12 protein-coding genes (1 of these 12 running past the window's edge) are annotated in these 17,764 nt (G+C 71.5%); 4 read left to right on the top strand and 8 right to left on the bottom strand.

Going from position 1 to position 17,764, the window contains the following annotated elements; genetic code table 11:
- From JJV70_RS09210 to JJV70_RS09220, 3 genes are all read right to left on the bottom strand, one after another.
- Positions 1–950 carry the 5' portion of a HisS family protein gene (locus JJV70_RS09210; protein ID WP_257573665.1) on the bottom strand. The gene continues 88 nt to the left of window position 1, outside the view, so the window shows 950 of its 1,038 coding nt (coding positions 1–950); it begins with the start codon at positions 948–950; its stop codon lies off the left edge, out of view.
- 71 nt (positions 951–1,021) lie between these two features.
- Complete coding sequence (locus JJV70_RS09215) at positions 1,022–2,248, bottom strand: hypothetical protein (protein ID WP_219047297.1); 1,227 nt, start codon at positions 2,246–2,248, stop codon at positions 1,022–1,024.
- Between the two features lie 579 nt (positions 2,249–2,827).
- Positions 2,828–3,337 carry an SseB family protein gene (locus JJV70_RS09220; RefSeq protein ID WP_219047298.1) on the bottom strand — a complete coding sequence of 170 codons (510 nt, stop codon included), beginning with the start codon at positions 3,335–3,337 and terminating at the stop codon, positions 2,828–2,830.
- 561 nt (positions 3,338–3,898) lie between these two features.
- Between JJV70_RS09220 and JJV70_RS09225 the strand changes: the two genes are divergently transcribed.
- Complete coding sequence (locus JJV70_RS09225) at positions 3,899–5,725, top strand: acyl-CoA dehydrogenase (protein ID WP_219047299.1); 1,827 nt, start codon at positions 3,899–3,901, stop codon at positions 5,723–5,725.
- Between the two features lie 135 nt (positions 5,726–5,860).
- Complete coding sequence (locus tag JJV70_RS09230; protein WP_219047300.1) at positions 5,861–7,153, top strand: M18 family aminopeptidase; 1,293 nt, start codon at positions 5,861–5,863, stop codon at positions 7,151–7,153.
- Between the two features lie 105 nt (positions 7,154–7,258).
- On the opposite strand, the gene JJV70_RS09235 is transcribed toward JJV70_RS09230, so the two are convergent.
- The 3 genes from JJV70_RS09235 to JJV70_RS09245 all read right to left on the bottom strand — a co-directional run bounded on the left by JJV70_RS09235 (position 7,259) and on the right by JJV70_RS09245 (position 12,771).
- Positions 7,259–9,739 (bottom strand): SpoIIE family protein phosphatase, encoded by a 2,481-nt coding sequence (locus JJV70_RS09235; protein ID WP_219047301.1) that lies wholly within the window; start codon positions 9,737–9,739, stop codon positions 7,259–7,261.
- 324 nt (positions 9,740–10,063) lie between these two features.
- Positions 10,064–11,905, bottom strand: a complete 1,842-nt coding sequence (locus JJV70_RS09240; protein WP_219047302.1) for an NHL domain-containing thioredoxin family protein — start codon at positions 11,903–11,905, stop codon at positions 10,064–10,066.
- 86 nt (positions 11,906–11,991) lie between these two features.
- Positions 11,992–12,771, bottom strand: a complete 780-nt coding sequence (locus tag JJV70_RS09245) for a carbon-nitrogen family hydrolase (RefSeq protein ID WP_219047303.1) — start codon at positions 12,769–12,771, stop codon at positions 11,992–11,994.
- A 161-nt stretch (positions 12,772–12,932) separates the two neighbouring features.
- Here JJV70_RS09245 and JJV70_RS09250 point away from each other — a divergent pair, with 161 nt between their 5' ends.
- Entirely contained in the window at positions 12,933–13,757 is an 825-nt protein-coding gene (locus JJV70_RS09250) for a maleylpyruvate isomerase family mycothiol-dependent enzyme (protein ID WP_219047304.1), read from the top strand.
- Between the two features lie 70 nt (positions 13,758–13,827).
- Here JJV70_RS09250 and JJV70_RS09255 read toward each other — a convergent pair whose 3' ends face one another.
- A complete protein-coding gene (locus JJV70_RS09255; protein WP_219047406.1) occupies positions 13,828–14,847 on the bottom strand; it encodes a nitrate/nitrite transporter in 1,020 nt (339 codons plus the stop codon).
- A 248-nt stretch (positions 14,848–15,095) separates the two neighbouring features.
- Here JJV70_RS09255 and JJV70_RS09260 point away from each other — a divergent pair, with 248 nt between their 5' ends.
- Complete coding sequence (locus JJV70_RS09260) at positions 15,096–15,716, top strand: Uma2 family endonuclease (protein ID WP_219047305.1); 621 nt, start codon at positions 15,096–15,098, stop codon at positions 15,714–15,716.
- A 26-nt stretch (positions 15,717–15,742) separates the two neighbouring features.
- Here JJV70_RS09260 and JJV70_RS09265 read toward each other — a convergent pair whose 3' ends face one another.
- The gene (locus tag JJV70_RS09265; RefSeq protein WP_219047306.1) at positions 15,743–17,584 is read right to left on the bottom strand and encodes a protein kinase; all 1,842 of its coding nucleotides are present in this window, start codon (positions 17,582–17,584) and stop codon (positions 15,743–15,745) included.
- Positions 17,585–17,764 lie beyond the last annotated feature (180 nt).

Consider the following 17,764-nt stretch of genomic DNA (forward strand, 5'->3'; position numbering starts at 1 on the left):
GGCACGTCCGGCCCGCCCAGCGCGGCCACCAAGCCGTCGTACCGCCCCCCGGCCGCGACCGAACCCGGATAACCGGCGGCTTCCACCTCGTAGATCGTCCCGGTGTAGTAGTCCAGCCCCCGGACCATGCGCGGCACGTAGGCGATACGCTCCGGCTCCAGCCCCGCACTGGTGGTCAGCTCAATGAGCCGGTCCACCTCGGCCAGCCCGGCCCGGCCCGCGTCCGTGGCGGACAGCCGCTTCCTGACCCGCTCGACGCTCGCAGCACTGACATCCTCCACGAGCGCGGTGGCCACCTCGTGGGCGAGCCCGCGTTCGGCGGTGAGTTCCCTGGCCACAGCCTGCGCACCGATCTTGTCCAGCTTGTCCAGCGCGGCGAGCACACCTGCCCCGGACGCGTGGGCGATGCCGTGCACCTCCAGCAGGGCGTAGAGCGCCTTACGCGAGTTGACCATGAAGGTGAACTCCCTCACGCCCAGGGATTCCAGCCCTTGCGCGAGCGCCAGCACGATCTCGGCATCGGCCAGCGGGGAGTGCGAGCCCACCGTGTCGATGTCACACTGCGTGAACTCCCGGAAGCGGCCTTCCTGCGGCCGGTCCGCCCGCCACACCGGCCCGATCGCGGAACGCTTGAACGGAGTGGGCAGCTTCGCCCCGTGCGTGCCGATCACCCGGGCCAGCGGAACGGTGTGGTCATAGCGCAGCGCGAGGTCCGCCTGCCCCGACGCCTCGTGCACCCCCCGTTTGAGAATCTTGAAGACGAGCTTCGACGCCTCTTCCCCGTACTTGCCGGTGATGACGTCCAGATTTTCGAAAGCCGGTGTCTCCAGCGGGTCGAACCCAAAGCTGTCGAAGATCCGGGACAGCGTGTCAAACGCTGCCTTCCGGCGGCGTACCTCATCGGCCAGGAGGTCCCTGGTCCCCGACGGAGCCTTCGCGGCCTGCCCCATACTGGTGTTACTCCCCTGGTCTGGCGTGCTACGGCATCTGGGTCAGCCGTCATCCTACTGCGCCGTCACCCTCACAGCTGCCAGTCCGGGAAGTATCCTTTGAGGAGGGTAAGGATTTTGTGCTGTTCTTCGGCGTCACCGTACCCGGTGTGCAGCAGCGGAGTACCCCCGATGGGAGTCAATTCCTGCCAGCCAGACAACTCGTCCATCAACTTGGCTGTTCCGTTCAAGAGCGAAATCGACATTTGTGGTACGAGTGCGTCCAGGCAGTGTGCCATGTAGTAGATCGATGACCGGCGCACGGCTGTGGTATCCACTCGCTCAGTGTAGTTGGCTTCGCTGAAGTCCGGGTGGCAGGAGTCGAGCATGACTTTAGGAACATCCCATACCGGCATGAGCACTTCTGTGTCGCCTGTCATTTTCCTGGGATACTCCAGCGGGCGGCGCCCGTTCATCAGACAGAACATCAGTTCAGCCATGACGTCTTCGCGATTATATCCCATCAGAAGACTGGACGCTCCGACCTCTTGAGAGATCGCCCGCCCGACTAAGTTGATCAAAAAAGTCCCGAAGAAATGAGCGAGATCAGTACCGTAGAGCTTCGAAAGGTCTTCCCATAGGAGTTGTGGAGAACTGCTCATACGCAGAGTCTGCGCTATATCCTCGGGGTGAAGTACGCGGTGCTCAAGGTCGGCTTGCGAACACAAAGTTTGTGCACGGTGGGCCGCTGATTCGGGCCACATGGGCTCCATCACCAACGTAAAGCAAGTGACTCGGGATGCGCCCAGTTGGCGGTTTGCAAGGTAACGACTCAGGCCATGCACGAGCGTGTTACTGTCACCACCACCGGAAATCCCGGCTACCAGAGGTAGTGGGTCACCTGCCCGCACCAGGAATTCGCTGATCTTTCCGAAGATCACCTCCCGCATGGTGGCTGCGTCCATCAGATGGACCCGATGGCGGGGTTCCTTGGAGTCCTCGGCGTACTGAAAGTCGTATATTTCCGTCACCGGTGTCTCGGCATGCCACACCGGCTCCACCTCGGCAGGCTGCAATGCGTCGATGTCTGTATTTCGCACGCACTGGAGTACGACCTTCCGCCCTTCAGGAAAATCACCGAGGGATCGTGACATGGGCACGGGGTTCAGCGAGCCGTCCCCGGGCACCTCATACGCCTGGAACAGCGAAGGAGGGAAGCGATTTGCCAGCAATAGCTCTCCCAGGGTCAGGTCCCGGGCGTCCTTCAATGGCCGAGCGCCAGCAGAAAATAGCAGCGTGCAATTTTCCCAGCTAGTCAAAAGGTGACCCCACTTTGACTCTTACGGCGACGTGATGGCTCAGGGAGGGAAAGGCTAGATGTGTGCCGTGAGCGCCGGGACCGACAACATCTCTTCGACGCGTTCTGGTGTGATTCGGTCCAGCCCCCCTTCTGGCAAGGTGCGAACCATGATGTGTGCCAATTGCTCTGTAGTGGTCTTATCGCTCGCTTCTTCCAGCGTGCCACCGGGGCGTGAGGGAAGAGACATGGCAGCCCTCCATGAGAACGAATGGACGCATGAGTGTCCAGGCCAGAGGCCAGAGGGGCAACGCTGTTTTCGGCCACATCTACTCGCGGTCCTGCACAGACGGGATACATCCACTCCAGCTCCTCACCTCCACGTGGGCACGCCGGGCGGGCGTACCACCTCGCTCAAGGCCGTACGCCCTCGCGGACCTCGGCAAGATGACTTCTCTTACGCGACCTGGCCGTCCGCCTCCGCCTTCGCAGGCCATTGAACAGCGTCAGACCCTCATGACCGTCGCCGCTGTCACTCAGCCGTCCACGTCCTCGCGACCCGCCGAGCTGGCAGTTGTGATGGGCGGGTGGTCGGCGCGGGTCAGCCGTACATGCGGTGCATGGCGAAGTTGACCATCTCCTCGACGGCCTTCGCGTCGAAGACGACCCGGTGGTCGCCCTCCATGTCGAGCACGAAGCCGTACCCCGTCGGCAGCAGGTCCAGCACCTCGGCCCCGGTGATGACGAAGTAGCGGGACTCCTTGCCCGCGTAGGCGCGCAGCTCCTTCAGCGAGGTGAACATCGGGATCACCGGCTGCTGTGTGTTGTGCAGCGCCAGGAAGCCCGGCGTCTCGCCGCGCGGGCAGTACACGCGGGCGTTGTGGAAGATGCCCTGGAAGTCTTCTGGGGAGAGCGCGCCGGTGGCGAATCCGCGCACCGCTTCGGCGAGCGAGGGTGGTGAGGGCTCCGGGTAGTGCGCCTGGGGCGGTGGCGCCCCGTGCGGTCCGGGCGCCCCGTGCGGAGGAGCACCGTGCGGAGCCTGCCCGTACCCGGGCGGCGGGGCGCCGTACTGCTGGTGCCCCGCGGACGCGTTCTGCTCGTATCCGTACACGCCCCAAGGGTACTGAGTCCCGCCCGTCCCGTGTGCGGACGCCGGGACCTGCTCTGGGCGGGCAACCGGAGCACGCTGCCCGGAACCCCGCCCGGGCCGGGAGGCACCCCCGCCACGACCGGCCCGGACCCGACGCACGCGTCGGACGTCACCCGCCCAAAGCCCGCGCGGACGTATCCCCCGGCGGACGTATCCCGGGGTGGGCGGGGCCGAAGCGCGCCGGGCGGGCGGAGCGGCCCACGCGCGCCGGGGCAAGGGGTAACCGGGCGCCGGTCCGGGCCCGGGCTCGGGGCTGAGGTGAACGGGCGCGGGTCGAGGCGGGGCGGCCGGGCGCGGGCGGGACGGGAACCGGGTGTGAGGCCGGGCGGGACGGGAACCGGGTGTAGGGCATGCTGGGCGGAGGGGACCCGGCTCACGCGCCCGCCCCGGGCGAATTCGTGCCAGTCCGGTCACATCCGGCGGTCCGGGGTTGCCGTTATTACCCGTCGGTAGCATGATGGGAGCTACTAACTGGTACGCACTGGAGGACCCTGCCTCCCCGTCCCTACGGAGCCTGCGCCCATGGGCCACTACAAGTCGAACCTGCGCGACCTGGAGTTCAACCTCTTCGAGGTGCTCGGCCGCGAGACGGTGTACGGCAACGGGCCGTTCGCCGAGATGGACGTGGAGACCGCCAAGAGCGTGCTCTCCGAGATCGCCCGGCTGTCGGAGAACGAGCTGGCCGCCTCCTTCGAGGACGCCGACCGCAATCCGCCGGTCTTCGACCCGGAGACCAACACCGCGCCTGTCCCGGCGTCCTTCAAGAAGAGCTACCAGGCGTACATGGACGCCGAGTGGTGGCGGCTGGGCATCCCGGAGGAGATCGGCGGCACCACCGCGCCGCGCTCCCTGCTGTGGGCCTTCGCCGAGACCATCCTCGGCGCCAACCCGGCCGTGTGGATGTACTCCTCCGGCCCCGCCTTCGCCGGTGTCCTGTACGAGGAGGGCACCGAGGAGCAGCACAAGATCGCGCAGCGCATGGTGGACCGCCAGTGGGGCTCCACGATGGTGCTGACCGAGCCGGACGCGGGCTCGGACGTCGGCGCGGGCCGCACCAAGGCCACCCAGCAGGCCGACGGCAGCTGGCACATCGAGGGCGTGAAGCGGTTCATCACCTCCGGTGAGCACGACATGTCCGAGAACATCGTGCACTTCGTGCTGGCCCGCCCCGAGGGCGCTGGCCCCGGCACCAAGGGCCTGTCGCTGTTCATCGTGCCCAAGTACGACTTCGACTGGGAGAGCGGCGAGCTCGGCGAGCGCAACGGCGTCTACGCCACCAACGTCGAGCACAAGATGGGCCTGAAGGCGTCCAACACCTGCGAGATGACCTTCGGCGACAAGCACCCGGCCAAGGGCTGGCTGCTGGGCGAGAAGCACGACGGCATCCGCCAGATGTTCAAGATCATCGAGTTCGCGCGGATGATGGTCGGCACGAAGGCGATCGCCACCGCCTCCACCGGCTACCTCAACGCGCTGGAGTACGCCAAGGAGCGGGTGCAGGGCGCCGACCTCACCCAGTTCACCGACAAGACCGCCCCGCGCGTTACCATCACCCACCACCCCGACGTGCGCCGCTCGCTGATGACGCAGAAGGCGTACGCCGAGGGCATGCGCGCCCTGGTGCTCTACACGGCCTCCGTGCAGGACGACATCCTGGTCAAGGAGGCCGCTGGCGAGGACGCGTCGGCCGCGCACCGCCTGAACGACCTGCTCCTGCCGATCGTCAAGGGCTACGGCTCGGAGAAGTCCTACGAGCAGCTGGCCCAGTCCCTGCAGACGTTCGGCGGCTCCGGGTACCTCCAGGAGTACCCGATCGAGCAGTACATCCGGGACGCCAAGATCGACACCCTCTACGAGGGCACCACGGCGATCCAGGGCCAGGACTTCTTCTTCCGCAAGATCGTCCGCGACCAGGGCCAGGCGCTGACCACCTTGTCCGAGGAGATCAAGAAGTTCCTCGCCGAGTCGGCTGGCGGCGAGGGCCTGGCGTCCTCCCGCGAGCACCTGGCCAAGGCCGCCGGTGACCTGGAGGCGATGGTCGGCACGATGCTGACCGACCTGGCCGCCACCGAGCAGGACGTGAAGTCCCTGTACAAGGTGGGCCTGAACACCACCCGCTTCCTGCTTGCCTCCGGTGACGTCGTGGTCGGCTACCTGCTGCTGCGCGGCGCCGCCGTGGCGGCGGCGAAGCTGCCGACGGCGGCCGCCAAGGACAAGGCGTTCTACGAGGGCAAGATCGCCGCGGCGAAGTTCTTCGCGGCGAACATCCTCCCGGGCGTCGGCGTCCAGCGCGAGATGGCCGAGTCCGTGGACCTGTCCCTGATGGAGCTGGACGAGTCGGCGTTCTGAGCCGAACCAGCGTGACGAAGGGTCCGCATCCCCGCGAGGGGAGCGGACCCTTCCGCGTGCCCGGGCATGGGGCCGCGCATGGGGAAGCCTCACCGTCCGTGAGCCGGATGGGGTGGGTGTCCGTATGCTGAGCGCATGTGTGCCCTCCCCGCGTTTGACCGTCGGCATACCGACGAGCTGCTCACCTTCCTCGCCGCGTCCCCCACGCCGTACCACGCCGTGGCGAACGCCGCCGAGCGGCTGGAGAAGGCCGGGTTCCGGGCGGTGTCGGAGACGGAGGAGTGGGACGGCGCGAGCGGCGGCCGGTACGTGCTGCGCGGCGGCGCGATCATCGCCTGGTACGTGCCCGAGGGCGCGACGGCGGCCACCCCGTTCCGGGTCGTCGGGGCGCACACGGATTCACCGAACCTGCGGATCAAGCCCCGGCCGGACACCGGGGCGCACGGCTGGCGGCAGCTCGCCGTGGAGATCTACGGCGGCACCCTGCTCAACACCTGGCTCGACCGCGACCTGGGCCTGGCCGGGCGGCTCGCCCTGCGCGACGGCTCCACCCGGCTGGTCAACGCCGACCGTCCGCTGTTGCGCGTCCCGCAGCTGGCCATCCACCTGGACCGTGGCGTCAACGACGGGCTGAAGCTGGACCGGCAGCGGCACATGACGCCGCTGTGGGGCCTGGGTGAGGGCCGCGAGGGTGATCTGCTGGGGTTCCTGGCCGAGGAGAGCGGGCTGGAGCAGTCCGACATCGCCGGGTGGGACCTGATGCTGCACGCCGTGGAGCCGCCCGCCTACCTGGGCCGCGACCGCGAGCTGATCACCGGCCCCCGGCTGGACAACCTGCTGTCCGTGCACGCGGGCACGGCGGCGCTGGTCCGCGCGGCCGAGGAGGGCGCGGCGCTGCCGCACATCCCGGTGCTGGCGGCGTTCGACCACGAGGAGAACGGCAGCCAGTCCGACACCGGGGCGGACGGGCCGCTCCTCGGCAACGTGCTGGAACGTTCCGTCTTCGCCCGGGGCGGCGGCTACGAGGACCGGGCGCGCGCCTACGCGGGCACCGTGTGCCTGTCCTCCGACACCGGGCACGCCGTGCACCCGAACTACGCGGAGCGGCACGATCCCACGCACCACCCGATGCCGAACGGTGGCCCGATCCTCAAGGTGAACGTCAACCAGCGCTACGCGACGGACGGCACGGGGCGCGCGGTGTTCACCGCCGCCTGCGAGCGGGCCGGGGTGCCGTGGCAGGCGTTCGTCTCCAACAACGCGGTACCGTGCGGCACCACGATCGGCCCCCTCACCGCCGCCCGGCACGGCATCGCGACGGTGGACATCGGCGTCGCCATCCTGTCGATGCACTCGACGCGCGAACTGGCGGGCGCCGACGACCCGCACTTGCTGGCGGGCGCCTTGTCGGCGTTCCTGACGGCGTGACGGCCTGACGGCGTGACAGACACGACGGCATGGCAGACACGACGGCCTGACGGGCGGCACGGGGCGGCCTGACGGGCGGCGCGTGACGGGGCGGTAGGCGGGGGCTCACCCGAGGGGCGGCGTCAGCAGCTGCTCCGTCCAGATCGTCTTGCCACGGCGCGTGTAGCGGCTGCCCCAGCGGTGCGTGAGCTGCGCGACGAGGTACAGGCCGCGCCCGCCCTCGTCGGTCAGCCGGGCCCGCCGCATGCGCGGCTGGGTGCTGCTCACGTCGGACACCTCGCAGATCAGCGTGTCCGCCCGGGTGAGCCGCAGCTCGATCGTGTCGCCGCCCCCGTAGCGCACGGCGTTGGTGACCAGCTCGCTGGTGACCAGCTCGGTGGTGAAGGCCAGCATGTCCAGGTCCCAGGCCGACAGCTGTTCCAGTGCCAGTTCGCGAGCGCGCGGGACGGCGGCGGGCTCGGCGGCCATGCTCCAGGTGGCGGTGTCCCGTGGCGGCACCGCGCGGGTGCGGGCGAGCAGCAGCGTCACGTCGTCCGACAGCGAATCCGGCGGAATGGTGGCGACCAGCGACTCGGCGGTCCGCGTGAGCGGGTGGTCCAGCACGCCGGAGGCGACCAGCCGGTCGCGCAGCTCGGCCATGCCCGCCCCGATGTCACCGCGCCGCAGTTCCACCAAGCCGTCGGTGTACAGCGCGAGGACGCTGCCGGGCGGAACGGTGACCTCCACCGGCTCGAACGGCAGCCCGCCCACCCCGAGCGGCGGCCCCGGGTGCACCTCGACGAACTCGGCCCCGCCTGGGGTGACGAGCGCGGGCGGCGGGTGCCCGGCGCTGGCGAACACGCACCGGCGCGTCACCGGGTCGTACACCCCGTACAGGCAGGTAGCGCCGAGGGAGTCGCGCGCCGTGCTCCGCGCCTCGTCGCTGGTGGCGACGTCGAGCTGGGTGACCAGGTCGTCCAGGTGGGACAGCAGCTCCTCCGGGTCCAGGTCGAGGTCGGCGAGCGTGCGGACGGCGGTGCGCAGGCGGCCCATCGTGACCGTCGCCTGGAGCCCGTGCCCCACCACGTCGCCGACGACCAGGCCCACCCGGGCCGACGACAGCGGGATCACGTCGAACCAGTCGCCGCTGACGCCACCGCCCGCGTCGGCGGGAAGGTAGACGCTGGCGGTCTCCACGGCCGCGTTCCGCGCCGTGGAGGGCGGCAGCAGGCTGCGCTGGAGGCTGACGGCGGCACGGTGCTCGCGGGTGTAGCGGCGGGCGTTGTCCACGGCGAGCGCGGCGCGGGCGGCGATCTCCTCCAGCAGCGCGAGGTCCTCCTCGCAGTAGGGCACGGTCTGCTCGGTGCGCCACAGGGTCACCGTGCCCAGGAAGGCGGAGCGGGCGCGCAGGGGGGCGCTCAGCGCGGAGTGCGCGCCGGGCAGCGGGGGCGCCCAGCAGCGCGGCGCCCGCTCCTCGGTCCCGGGCTCCGTCCCGGGCTCGGCACTGTCCCCGGCCGCCCGCCCGGACAGGTCGCCCAGGACGACGCCGCCGTCCCGCCCGCGCCCGGGCGGCGGCAGCGCGGTGACGCGGGCGGACTCCGGCAGCTCCAGCGGGTCAGCCCCGGCGACGGCGGTGCGCAGCAGGACCGCCTGCCCGTTGCGGTCCAGCACCGGTTCGTCACCGATCAGCACCGGCTCGGCCAGCCCCACCAGCACACAGTCGGCCAGCGCGGGCACCAGCACCCGGGCCAGATCCTCACACGTACGGGTGATGGACAGCGAGCCGCCCAGGACCGACGTCGCCCGGTGCAGCAGCTGTAGCCGCTCCCCGGCCGCCTCGTGCTCGGTGACGTCGGTGAAGGCCGCGGCCGCGCCCATCGGCAACCCGTGCGGGCTGTGCAGCCGGAACGCCGACATGGCCAGCAGCCGTCCCGCGCGCGGGTCGGTCAGCGTCCGCACCCGCATGGTGACGCCCACCTCCGGCTCGCCGCTGCGCATGATCTTGCTCAGCATGTCGTCGATGGCCGTGGCGTCCTGCGGGGCGAGGAAGTCCCCCAGCCGCGCCCCGGCCAGTGCGTCCGGCAGACCGGTGTAGGGGAAGAGGGCGGTGTTGGTGCGCACGACGCGCAGGTCGGTGTCGAAGACGGCCAGCCCGATGCGGTCCTGCGCGAACAGCTCCTCCACCAGCGAGTGGTTCTGCCGCCACAGCCGCAGCAGACCGACCTCGGCGCCGAGCACCAGGTACAGCCGCGTCCCGTCCCCGAGCCCGTCCCCGGCGCCGTCCCCGCTCCCGCCCCCGGGGCCGCCCGGCGCCCGCAGCGCGATGGCCCGGACACCGACCAGTACCTCCCGCCCGTCCGCGTGCCGCAGCCGCGCCTCACCCTCCCAGCCCGGCTCCCGGCGCTCACGCCGCAGCCGCTCCCAGTCCTCCGGATCGGCCAGCAGGGTGCGCGCCGGGCGCCCGCACACCTCCTCGGACCGCAGGCCCAGAAGCCGCTGCGCCGTGTCCGCCCAGGAGACGATCGTGCCCTCGCCGTCCAGCACCGCCGCCGCGAGGCTCGACACGGCGAACTGCTGGAGGGACGCACGCTCGGCGGAACTGGACATCGACGACACACCCCATTCGCGGCGCGGCTTCGCCGTGCTCCATGATCCCGCACCCACCGCCCCGCCGCACGGCGCCGCCACCGCGCACCGGCTGTGACGGTACGGGGCCGCCGCTGTGACACCGCTGTGAAACTCCCCCGCCAGAGTTACTTCCACGGCGGGGGAGCCGGGGGAGCACAAGAAACAGGGGCGCTGGGGGGTGCTCCGAGGGGGGAACGGGAAGAGGGGCGCACCGCGCGGTGCGCCCCTCTTCCGCGTGGGCGGCGGCTCTTCCGCGTGAGGCCCCTCTTCCGCGTGAGGCCCCTCTTCCGCGTGGGTCGCGGCTTACGCGTCCATCCCCGCCAGCACGAGCGGCAGGCGTGCCTGACCGTCCGGCGTCTGGCGCACCGGGACGCCCCAGTCCTGCTGGTGCATGTGGCACGCCGGGTACTCCACCGCCGGGTCGTCGTCGCAGGACGCGGCCATCGCGGAGACGTGCAGCACGCCCTCGGAGACCTCCGGGTTCAGCCGCACCTCGCGCCGCAGCTCCGGCCCGGCCCCGGTGCCGTTCTCCAGCAGCTCCGGCGGGGTGGCGCTGACCAGCAGGCGCGTCGCCGGTCCATACCGGGTGTCGAGCTTCTGCCCGGGCGGCGGGCTGAACACCACGTCCACCGCCAGCGTGCCGGGCGCCACGGGCGTGGCCGCGCGCTGGGTCCGGTGCGCGACGGCGGCCACCGGCACCGCCTCCTCGGGCAGCCGCAGCCGGGTCAGCCGGTGCCGCGCCGACTCCACGACGACGATCTCACCCCCAGCGCCGCCAGCGCCCCCAGCGCCCTCCTCCACGTCGGCGGGCAGCACGGCGCCGGACGGCTCGCGCAGGTCCGTCGCCAGCGTGCTGACCTCACCGGTGGCCGGGTCGTAGCGGCGCAGGGCGTGGTTGTAGGTGTCGCTGATCGCCACCGAGCCGTCCGGCAGCGCGGTGACGCCCAGCGGGTGCTGGAGCAGCGCCTGCCCGGCCGCCCCGTCGCGGTGGCCGAAGTCGAACAGACCGGTGCCGACGGCGGTGTGCACGGTGCCGTCGGCATCCAGCCAGCGCAGGGCGGAGGTCTCGGAGTCGGCAACCCACAGCCGCTCCCCGGTGGCCGCCAGGCCCGAGGGCTGCGCGAACCACGCCTCGGCGGCGGGCCCGTCCACCAGGCCCTCGTTCGTCGTACCGGCGGCGGCGCGCACCGTCTCGGTCTCCGGGTCGAACGTCCACAGCTGGTGGACGCCCGCCATGGCGATCCACAGCAACCCGCCGAACCACGCCACGTCCCACGGCGAGGACAGCGACACCTCGCGCGCCGCGCCCGACGTCGGCTCACCCTGCCACCACTGCCGCCCGGTGCCCGCCAGCGTGCGCACCGTGCCGGTGGCCAGATCGAGACCGCGCAGCGCGTGGTTCACGGTGTCCGCGACGACCACCTCACCGGACGGCAGCACCGCCAGCCCCTGCGGCTCGCTGAACCGCGCCATGTCCGCCGCGCCGTCGGCCAGCCCGCGCTCACCGGTGCCGATACGGCGCACCACGCTCTCCCCGTCCGGCGCCAGCTCCACCAGGGCATGCCGCGTGGAGTCGCTGACGAGGAAGCCGCCGCCGTCCAGCGCCAGCGCCTTGCCCGGGAACCGCAGGTCGGTCGGTTCGGGTTCCGGCGGCACGTACGGGCCCTCTCCGCGCCGCAGGGTGCCCTTCGCCGCGTGCTCGGCCTCCAGCTCGCCCACCAGCGCTTCGATCGCGTGCGCGTGCCCCTCCCCGGCATGCTGCGCGACGACGTACCCCTCCGGGTCGATCACCACCAGCGTCGGCCACGCCCGCACCGCGTAACTCTTCCAGGTGGCCAGCTCCGGATCGTCGAGCACCGGGTGGTGCACCGCGTACCGCTCGACGGCGTCCACCACCGCCTGCGGCTCGGCCTCGTGCGCGAACTTCGGCGAGTGCACCCCGACGACGACCACGCTGTTCCGGTGCTTCTCCTCCAGCTCCCGCAACTCGTCCAGCACGTGCAGGCAGTTGATGCAGCAAAACGTCCAGAAATCCAGGATCACTATGCGGCCCCGGAAGTCCACGAGGGACAGTTCCTTGCCGCCGGTGTTCAGCCAGCCTCGCCCTTGCAGCTCAGGAGCGCGGACCCGCGCACGCTTCGTCATGCCGTCCAGGGTGCCACTGCGCCCGACCCGGCGGAGGAGCCGGGAGACGGCGGCGCACCACCACGTCGGCGCGGCCCGGGGCAGCGTTACAGCACGCGGTCTTTGAGTACCGGGAACTCCTCGCGGATCGCGGTCACCCGGGCCGGGTCGAGGTCCGTGGTGACGACCTGTTCCGTCGCGTCGTCGGCGGCCGCCAGGGTCTCGCCCCAGGGGTCGATGACCGCGGTGCGTCCGGCCTGGGGGACGCCCGCGTGGGTGCCCGCGGTGCCGCAGGCCAGGACGTAGCACTGGTTCTCCACCGCGCGGGCCCGGGCGAGCAGGTCCCAGTGGGCGGCGCGGGCGGCGGGCCAGCCGGCGGGGAGGGCGAGCAGGTGGGCCCCGGCGTCCGTCAGCGCCCGGAACAGCTCGGGGAAGCGCAGGTCGTAGCAGGTGGCCAGGCCCACCGTCGTCCCGGCGGCCGCGACGGTGACCGGGGCGGTACCGGCGGACATCAGCGTCGCCTCACCCTGGTCGAAGCCGAACCGGTGGATCTTGCGGTAGGTGGCGGTGAGCTGGCCCTCGGGGGAGAAGACGAGCGAGGTGTTGTAGAGCGCGTCGTCGATCGCGCGCTCGACGACGGACCCGGCGTGCAGCCACACGCCCGCGTCGCGCGCGGCCTGAGCCATGGCCTTCGCGGTCGGTCCGCCGGGCACCGGTTCGGCCTCGGCCGCGAAGCGCTGGTGGTCGAAGGCGCCAACGGTCCACAGTTCGGGCAGCAGTACCAGGTCGGCGTCCGCTTGCGCGCGGACCAGTGAAGCCGCCCTGGCACGGCGGGAATGAACCGGCTCGTCCGGATCGACGTCGATCTGGATCAGTGCTGCACGCACGGGGTGGGCCTCCTTCGCTCCACAAGTCCGCTCCGGGGGCCGCACCGTACGTCAAAACCCCTACGATCGTCACCCAAAAGCAGTGCCCGGGTGCCCGTGCGCAGACTAACTTGAAGGGCGCCCGCCCGCGAAAGATCCGTACCGCTGCCACGAGGGGTTCCGTGTCCGACCACCCGAGCCTTCAGCCCTACGCCGACGCCTGGACTCACTCGATCGAGGCGATATCCGCCCTCGTGCGGCCGCTCGCGGAGCGTGAGTGGAACCGGGCGACGTCGTGCCCGGGCTGGTCGGTGCGGGATGTCGTCTCCCATGTCATCGGCCTGGAGTGTGAGTTGCTGGGCGACCCCCGGCCCATCCACACCCTTCCGCGCGACCTCTACCACGTCACGGACGAGACGAGCCGCCGCATGGAGGTGCAGGTGGACGTGCGGCGGCACCACACGGGAGCGGAGATGACGGCGGAGCTGGAGTACACGATCATCCGCCGCGCCCGGCAGCTGCGCAACGACAAGCGTGGGCCGGACAAGACGCTGCGTCACCCGCTGGGTCACACGGTGACGTCGGAGGCCATGCTGCGGGAGCGGGCGTTCGATGTGTGGGCGCACGAGCAGGACCTGCGACGCGCGCTGGGCGCGCCGGGCCACCTGGACGCGCCGGGCGCGCTGGTGGCGCGGGACGTGCTGATCGAGGCGCTGCCGGAGGTCGTCGCGCACCGGGCGTCGGCTCCGGCGGGCTCGGCGGTCGTCTTCGACGTGCACGGGCCGGTGGAGTTCCTGTGCACGGTGCGGGTGGACGCGGAGGGCAAGGGCGCGGTCAGCAGCACCCCGTCGCTGGGACCGGTGGTGACCTTCACCCTGGACTGGGAGACGTACGTCCGCCTGGCCTGCGGCCGGGTGCGTCCGCAGGCGGTGGCCGACCAGGTGAAGGTGGAGGGCGACGAGCGGCTGGCCGGGGCGATCCTGGCCCACTTCGCGGTGACGCCGTGACGCTGGTGAGCCCGTGACCCCGTGGCGGCTCCCCGGCGGAGCTGCCCCGGGCACGCTTCGGGAGCCGCCGTCACACCGGGACGTGCACGGCCTCCACGCGGCGGGCGACGACGCGTTCCCGCTCCCGGCGGTCCGCGCGGCGCCGCAGCCGCAGGATCTGGCTGATCCCGAGCGCCTGGAGCACGAACACGGCGGCGAAGGCGACCCGGAAGTTGTCCCCGGTCGCGTCGAGCAGCACGCCGACGGCTAGCAGCGTCGTCATGGACGCGGTGAAACCACCCATGTTGACGATGCCCGAGGCCGTGCCCTGACGCTCCGGCGGGTTCGCGGGACGGGCGAAGTCGAAGCCGATCATGGACGCCGGGCCGCAGGCCCCCAGCACCAGGCACAGCGTCACCAGCAGCCACAGCGGCGCTTGCCCGGGCCAGGCCAGCACTGCCCCCCACAGCAGCGCGGTGGCGCCGACCGTGCCGAGCGCCAGCGGGGCCCGCGCCCCGTGGTGCCGCGCCAGCGTCTGCCCGTACACCAGACCGACCACCATGTGGGACAGCACGACGAGCGTCAGCAGCCCGCCCGCGCCCTCGGTGGACCTCCCCTGCGCGCGTACCAGGAACGGCAGGCCCCACAGCAGCAGGAACACCATCGCCGGGAATTGGGTGGTGAAGTGCACCCACATGCCCAGGCGGGTGCCCGGCTCGCGCCACGCGGCGGCGAGCTGCCGCCGCACGTACCCGGGGCCGGTGTGCCGCACCGGTGCGGACTCGTGCCCGGCGGGCTGGTCCTTGAGGAACACCAGCACCAGCAGCAGCGCGAGGAGACCGCCGATGGCACTGCCCGCGAACGTCGGCGTCCAGCCGAAGGCGGCCAGGACGCGGGCGAGGACGAGCGTGCTGACGAGGCTGCCCGCCATGCCGATGAGCCCCGCCAGCTGCGCGACGAGCGGTCCGCGCCGCGCGGGGAACCAGCGCGCGCCCAGCCGCAGCACGCTGATGAACGTCATCGCGTCGCCGCAGCCCAGCAGCGCGCGGCAGGCCAGCGCGGCGGGGTAGCCCTCGGCGAGGAAGTAGACGGCCACACCCAGGCCCCACATCGCCACGGCCCGGGGGCCGCCGGGCGGGTCACCGGGCAGCCGCACCCCGGCGGCGGTCACGGGACGAGCGGGCGCGGCGCGGGCATGGATACACCGTAGAGACAACAGGCAGGCGCCCCGGCCCCCGTCCGCGATGCGGACGCCACACCCTGCTCGCTTCCCCGCTCACCGACGCGCAGAATCGTTTCTGAGCCACCTCTACGATGAAACGAGGCCGTGTGACCGAATCGTCAGGCAGGAGAAGCGATATGACCATCGCCCCGGAACGCCAGGCTCACACCGTGCCGCGGGAACGCCCCATGGGCCTGCTCGACATCGCTGAGATGGTGTACCGGGAGTTCCCCGGGCACCGGGTGGAAGTGCTCGCAGGACAACTGACCGTGACGCCGCCTGCCGACCCGCCGCACGGGGACGCGCTGACCGACCTGACGATGGCGCTCGCGCCGCTGCACGGCAAGGAGACCCGCGTCATCCAGGCTGTCGGGCTGTGGCTCCCCACCGGCAACGACGACTACGCGGTGCCCGATCTCGCCGTCGTGGACGCCGACCACCGCGAGCACGTCGTGCGCTTCCACTGCGTGGACCCCGCCATCTGCCACCTGGTCGTGGAGATCACCTCGTCCAACTGGGCTGACGACACCGTGAAGAAGCCGACGGCCTACGCGCGGGCGGGCGTGCCGGTGTACGTCGTCGGGGACCGTCGGCAGGGCGAGGTCATCGTGCTGAGCGAACCGCGCGGCGGCGAGTACCGGGCCCGGGCCGCGTACCGGCCCGGGGAGACGTTCACGCTGCCCGGCGATCTGGCGGAGGGGCTCGTCCTGGAGGTGGACGCCGTGCTGGGGCGGGAGCCCGGGGCGGACGCCGGCTAGCGGGAGCCGGGACGGTCCGGGGTGGGTCAGCCTGCCTTGCCGGTGGAGACGACGAGCTTGACCTCGTCCTTGTCCGGGTCGAACGGCCGGTAGGGCTTCGGGGACTGTTCCAGGACGGTGTTCTTGCCGTAGATGTTCTCGTCCTCGTAGGACAGGTCGGTGTCGAGCACCCAGCCCGCCTCCCGGATGCAGTCCTTGACCGAGTCGATGTGGTGGAAGGTGAGGTCGGGCATGGAGACGCGGTTGTCGTCCTTCTCCTTCTCCTCGCCCCACGTGTAGTCGTACGCCTCGGTGCACTCCTCGGCGTCCACGGTCTTCGTCTTGTCCTCGTCCTTGAAGCCGTCGTTCTCGTCCTTGCTGGGCTCCGGCTTCGCGTCCGTCTCGCGGTCCGTGCCGTCCGCGCCGCTGCCCTCGGTGCCGCTGCCCTCGGTGCCGCCCGCCGTGGACCCGCCGTCCGTGGCGCCCTGGGTGTCCCCGGCCACCGGGTCCTTCCCGCCGCCCCCGTCCGCACCGAGCTGGCTGATCAGCGCGATAGCGGCGACGATGACGAGCGCCGTGACGGCGGCCACCGCGATCATCAGCACGTTGCGGTTGCTTCCGGACCCCTTGCCGTGCGGCCCCGGGGCCGGGGTGGGGTGCCCGGCCGGGCCCTGCGGGTGCGGGTAGCCGTAGGCCGGGGGCGGCGTGGCGTAGCCCTGCGGGTGGCCGGGCGGCGGGGTGGACGGGCCGAAACCGCCCTGGGGCTGCCCGTACGGCGCCGCGTACCCGCCCTGGCCGGGAACGCCCTGCCCCGGGACGCCCTGACCGGGAACACCCTGCCCCGGCACGCCCTGACCGGGAACCGGCTGGCCCACCGGCATGGTGCTGGGCGGCGGCGGGGTGCCGGTGGCGCTGACCGGCGGGAAGACGGACTGCGCGACGCCCGCGCCGCTGCCGGGCGCCGGACCGCCGCTGACGATCACCGGCGCCGCGCCCGAGGCCGCACCCGAACCGGTGATGCGCACGCACTCCTCGCGCATCGACTCGGCGGTGGGGAATCGCTCGTTCGGGTTCTTCCGCAGCGCGCGGGCGACGAGCGCGTCCGCGGCCGGGGGTACCGAGCGGTTGATCGCGGAGGGCGTGGGCGGCTCCTCCTGCACGTGGGCGTAGGCGATGGCCAGCGGGGAGTCGGCGTCGAACGGGAGTCGCCCGGTCAGCAGCTCGAACAGCATGATGCCGACGGTGTAGAGGTCGGAGCGGGCGTCCACGCCACGGCCGAGCGCCTGCTCGGGGGAGAGGTACTGCGGGGTGCCGACGACCATGCCCGTCTGCGTCATCGACGTCACGCCGGACTCCATGGCGCGGGCGATGCCGAAGTCCATGACCTTCACCACGCCACGGCGGGTCAGCATCACGTTGCCTGGCTTGATGTCGCGGTGCACCAGACCGAGCTCGTGGCTCGCGTCCAGCGCCGCCAGCACGTCGGCGGTGATCTTCAGCGCCTGATCGGTGGGCATCGCGCCGTGCTGGCGGATGGCGTCGTCCAGCTCGTTGCGCAGGGGCCTGCCATCGACGTACTCCATGACGATGTAGGGGACGACGGCGCCCTCGATCGTGTCCTCACCGGAGTCGTACACGGAGACGATGTTGGTGTGCGCGAGCTTCGCCACCGCCTGCGCCTCACGGCGGAACCGCTCGCGGAAAGCGGCCTCGCGGCCCAGTTCGGAGTGCAGCGTCTTGACCGCCACCTGGCGGTCCAGCACGGTGTCATAGGCGAGGTGGACGGAGGCCATGCCGCCCGCGCCGAGCAGCTCGCGCAGCTGGTAGCGGCCGCCTCCGACGGTGCGGCCTTCGAAATGACCCGGCTGTGCGCCGCCGACCTGGCTCATGGTGCCTGTCTCCCCCTCGGCGCCGCAGGCCCCGAACGGACCAGGCTCTGCGCGTGTACGGTTGCGGTAGCTGCTCGGGCTCCCCGAACGCCAGCCCAAGTCTGCCTCAGGGGGTGGGCGAGTCAAGCCGCGTGCCCGTTCCGTGACGCGTTGCGCGGGATGTGGCGGGCCCGGCGCGGG

The organism is Streptomyces sp. JJ66 (assembly GCF_019303495.1).
In the GTDB taxonomy this organism is placed as follows: Bacteria; Actinomycetota; Actinomycetes; order Streptomycetales; family Streptomycetaceae; genus Streptomyces.